The organism is Lutimonas sp. (genome assembly GCF_051011215.1).
Lineage (GTDB): Bacteria > Bacteroidota > Bacteroidia > Flavobacteriales > Flavobacteriaceae > Lutimonas.
The window spans coordinates 1-3902 of sequence record NZ_JBPCUJ010000075.1 but is presented as its reverse complement, the minus strand read 5'-3'; the positions used below and the strand labels follow the sequence as shown (position 1 = coordinate 3902).

Sequence of the window (3902 nt, the reverse complement as noted above, 5' to 3'; positions counted from 1 at the left end):
TGGTGCGAAGATCAAATGCATTGACCAGACCAAGATCAGCAATTTTCTTCATGTCTTCCGGAGTGATCCCACTGAGTTGGTTTGACCGGTACAGAAGTCCGTTAGCCATAACAGCTCCTTCATCTGTGTACTGTCCTCCCAGATCTCGAAGATTGGGTACCGTTTTTATGGCCAGGCTAAAACTGGTCCGCGTGAGCTGTCGAGGCTGGTACAATAGATAATCTTGCATTGAGGGCAAGGCACCTCTTTTGTCTAGTATGCCGTTCATTAAAAGATTGCTGATAACAGGCTCAGTATGGTTCATGGTGACAAGGGTAATGTGATCCATATTTCCTTTAGTGGCAAGTTCGGGGCTCAAGCCTCCTGTCATACCCATCGTAATATAGTCGCGACCCTTTCTTTGGGTGTAATCATAGGTATGCGTATGACCCGCAAAAACGGTATAAGGCCTGTTGGCCAAAAGCGCTTCAATCTTGGCAAAATTGCCAAGATCCGGTTGGGTCCAAGCCGGGGTATGCATAAAGGCAAAGGTCCATCTCACCTTGGGGTTATCTTTTAAAACCTTTGAGAAGTAGTCAACCTGTTGCTGGCTGATGTTTACTTTTCCTGCCCATGCTTCCAATTCTTCAACAATAGCGCGCCCCTCTTCCGGACTTACCTGTCCTGCTTTGACACGGTCATACTTTTCTTCAAGCTCTTCTCCAGGATCATTTTTCGGGGGATCTTCTGTGCTCAATTGAAGAAAGAGAACATTTTTATAGACAAAATGAGAATAGGATCGATCTGTTCCAACTCGATCGAACCATACTTTTTCTGAAGGATCAAGATTGATGTCATGATTTCCAGCTACCAGAAAGAAGGGCATTTCCAAGGAGGTAAGAGTTTCATCGACTTCCTGCCACATAGATTTCAGCACTGCCTCGTCTTCCACATAACCTTCAATCAGATCACCCACGTTGATCACAAATTCGGGCTGAAGTAGGTTGAGCATATCTATAGCAGCTGGAAATATCTCATTCCTATGACCACCGGTCCGGTCACCGATAATGGCAAACCGAAAGCTGTTTTTATCTTGGTTAAAGTTCAGATTGGTATAGGCCTTGCTCTCCTGATCACCCTTAAAGTGTTTCTCTTGAGCCTTTCCCATATAAAATGACAATAAAAATAAAGCTAGTATAACTAGTGATAATCCGCAGAATTTATGGCTTTCAAAAAGTCGTTGTGGTTGTATTTTTTTGTTTGTTTTCATGGTGATATGAATTAAGTGGTTAGGATAGGCGATCTATTGGATTGAGGGTCTAGGATCGGAAGAGAATTTTAAGAAACCGCGATAAGCTCCAATATAAATGCTGTTATTAGGCCCAAAAGTATAGGTGGCCCAAATGTTATTGAACACTTTTTGATCATAGTCTTTATTGCCTAAAGCAAAGGCCTTCATCATAAAGTTGATGTTGTCTTTAAAGGAGCCTTTTTCAAAAACGGGTCTGATGTAGAACACTTTCTTCCCCGTTTGATAATCGATAGCCGTCAGTTGCCAGTCGTTGTGAGCATCTTCAGAGGATTTCTCTCTGTTGTACACATAGATCAAACCTGTTTCAGTTGACATCTTTGGCGTAGCTGTTTTACAATCGATATGCTCTGCTGGCCATCCTTCTACCTGTTCAAATTTTTTAGAATTTTCATTAAAATCAAATCGGTTAATTCCTCCGGGCGTGTCATTTTCGTCAAACGGATCTGTATAGTTATAGGTATTGCCAATAATCAAACTGTTTCGATAAGCAACTACAGAGTTCTCACAGGCGCTTTGATCTGGTTGAAATAGTTTGTGCCGACCAACAAGGGTACCATCCTCTTGAGAAAATATATTCAGGTTGATCTGACTCTCATCGTTATCGGCGATAATGACGAACCGATCATCCATAAGTGTTGGTGTTGTTCCGCTTCCATCGTTCAACTGGCCTTTCTTTTGAGTACCGTCGTTGGGATACATTAAATCATCACTATCGTTGAAACTCTTTTCCCATTTGGGATCCATTTCAATTTTTTTTGTCTTGTCATTAAACCTCAACTTGTATAGACCGATATTCGAAACGATGTAAACTCCATCCGGACCTATGGCAAAGGAGTTCTGAATCTCTTCTCGTGACTCAGGGTCGATCATAAAAAACTCACGGAATTTCTTTCTGTATTCTTTGTCATCCATTCCTTCACGGTAGAATTCCAGGTCTTCTTTTTTAGCGTATTCTTTGCCGAACAAGGTTTTGATTTTTTTCATCAATCCAAATTCACCGATAAGATGGGAATAGGTTTTAGGACAAGCCCCCTCCTTAGGGTAGGAACCTCGTTTATGATTTTTTAGATCGATAACCCCAATAATCCCCAACTTTGAAGTATACCATATATTTCCATCTGCATCGGGCATGACAGCTGTGAGTTTATTACCACCTTCTTTGTCTGAAAGGCCTTCATGGATGAGGTCTCCATTTTTGATTTCTTCCAGAATCTCGTAGGATACCATACGCTGTCTGTCAAATTTTCGATCTTTGATAGGGATATAGAAGATTCTATAGTCTGGTCCCGGAATGATTACTTCATTCTCTTTTGACAGAAAAAAATAGGCACCTCCTGAGGTGTCTCTGAACAAGGCTTTACGAGCCTTTTTACTGGCCAGATCCATCGCTTTGTTTCCTCTGCCCGGGATTGGCATGGCATCGATAAGTTTCAGTTCATTTTGTATATCTATTAGCAGCAGCGTAGTATTGGCCCTTCCAAAAGATAGCGTTACCATCGTGTTCTCGTCCAAAAAGGCGAAAGAGGGACACATCCCTGAAAATTCCTGACCTTTCTCCCTGACCTGAAAGTACTGAACGCTTGGGTTTTCCGGAACAGGGCCCTGCATATTACTAATATCAGAAGCATAAGAGTCTTCATGCATGGCGCTGGGCACATTATCTTTCATAAAAGGATGATTCCATTTAGGCAAGGGATCAAGGGGTAGGGGATAGATTGTATCCCCTTGATGATTATTGATCCATTCTGGGTACCAGGCTGTTTCCACTTCAGCGAAACGCGGGGTCACTTGAAATTCTATAGAATCAACAGTCAGTGGCACACAATATTGACCGTAAATGATTGGTGTAGACAAGAGAAATATTAAGATATGAATCGCGTTTGTGATTAGATTACTTTTTTTCATGTAGTCGGTTAAATGAAATTAGAGATACTCACATTATGCTGATGAATTAACTGAGGAAGTTAATACAGCTTCCATATTATATTGATGATCATCATCATGTTAATCATTGATAATGGTCAATGTTTTTGAACAAAAGGGCTTTTGCTACTAAGGTGCTTCTGTTTAATAATGTTCCGATGGAGGTAGTTTCTGAGCTATTGGGGCACACCAAACTAGCTACTACCCAGCAGAGCTATGGCAAGATAGTGCAGCGTAAGGTGGGTGATGAAATGAACAGAGTGAATTCACGAATACAACGAAACAATGAAAAAGACATGAGTAGATGAAGAGGATAAGGGAGGGCTGAGAGGTTCACCTTTATTCAATGCCATCTAAAGCCAGGAATATTTTCATTACATTTACTGCTTATAGCTCTCCTATATGGAGGTATATAAGCAATATTGGCTTTATTAACTAGTTGGCGTTCATTTGAAAATAAAATACTACTCAAATATCTATTCTAGCCAATGAATAAAATAGTATCAAAAATTAGTTTATGTTTCCTTTTAGGAATCCTGTTAATATCATGTAATAATTCGGTAGATAAATTTAACAGTCCAGAAGGAAAAGAAATTAGAAAAAAGGTAGATCAAACTGTTGCCCATTTAGATAGCGCTATTTGAGCAGTCAAAGATTATTTTACTAGACAGTTATTAAAGAAAACACA

The 3902-nt window shown here is 40.3% G+C and carries 3 protein-coding genes; 1 reads left to right on the top strand and 2 read right to left on the bottom strand.

The window, feature by feature from the left end; all coding sequences use genetic code 11:
* Positions 1–1249: tyrosine-protein phosphatase (locus ACR2MV_RS07195; protein WP_434021228.1), on the bottom strand; the 1249-nt coding region annotated here is incomplete at its 3' end.
* Between the two features lie 33 nt (positions 1250–1282).
* Positions 1283–3196, bottom strand: a complete 1914-nt coding sequence (locus ACR2MV_RS07190) for a hypothetical protein (RefSeq protein ID WP_434021227.1) — start codon at positions 3194–3196, stop codon at positions 1283–1285.
* 119 nt (positions 3197–3315) lie between these two features.
* Here ACR2MV_RS07190 and ACR2MV_RS07185 point away from each other — a divergent pair, with 119 nt between their 5' ends.
* Positions 3316–3522: a hypothetical protein gene (locus ACR2MV_RS07185; RefSeq protein ID WP_434021226.1), complete on the top strand. Its 207-nt coding sequence runs from the start codon at positions 3316–3318 to the stop codon at positions 3520–3522.
* Positions 3523–3902 lie beyond the last annotated feature (380 nt).